The sequence below is a fragment of the Kosakonia sp. H7A genome (assembly GCF_003028445.1).
Taxonomy (GTDB): Bacteria; Pseudomonadota; Gammaproteobacteria; order Enterobacterales; family Enterobacteriaceae; genus Kosakonia; species Kosakonia radicincitans.
On sequence record NZ_PYTZ01000062.1, the window covers coordinates 1 to 539 of the forward strand.

1 tRNA gene and 2 rRNA genes are annotated in these 539 nt (G+C 49.2%); all 3 read left to right on the forward strand.

Features of this window, described 5'->3' with window-relative positions:
• A 16S ribosomal RNA gene (locus CWM66_RS28155) occupies positions 1–78 on the forward strand; the annotation flags it as partial.
• Positions 79–162: 84 nt separating this feature from the next.
• Positions 163–238: transfer RNA gene (locus CWM66_RS28160), tRNA-Glu, on the forward strand.
• A gap of 193 nt (positions 239–431) precedes the next feature.
• Positions 432–539: ribosomal RNA gene (locus tag CWM66_RS28165) — 23S ribosomal RNA — on the forward strand; the annotation flags it as partial.

The window sequence follows — 539 nt, forward strand, 5'->3', positions numbered from 1 at the left end:
ACCACTTTGTGATTCATGACTGGGGTGAAGTCGTAACAAGGTAACCGTAGGGGAACCTGCGGTTGGATCACCTCCTTACCTTAAAGAACCATCTCCTGAAGTGCTCACACAGATTGTCTGATGAAAAGTAAAAAGCAAGGCGTCTTGCGAAGCAGACTATGTGTCCCCTTCGTCTAGAGGCCCAGGACACCGCCCTTTCACGGCGGTAACAGGGGTTCGAATCCCCTAGGGGACGCCACTTGCTGGTTTGTGAGTGAAAGTCACCTGCCGATGTATCTCAAAACTGACTCACGAGTCATGTTTGAGATATATGCTCTTTAAAAATCTGGATCAAGCTGAAAATTGAAACACTGAACAACGCAAGTTGTTCGTGAGTCTCTCAAATTTTTGCAATGCGATGATGGATCGGAAGAAACATCTTCGGGTTGTGAGGTTAAGCGACTAAGCGTACACGGTGGATGCCCTGGCAGTCAGAGGCGATGAAGGACGTGCTAATCTGCGAAAAGCGCCGGCGAGGTGATATGAACCCTTGACCCGGC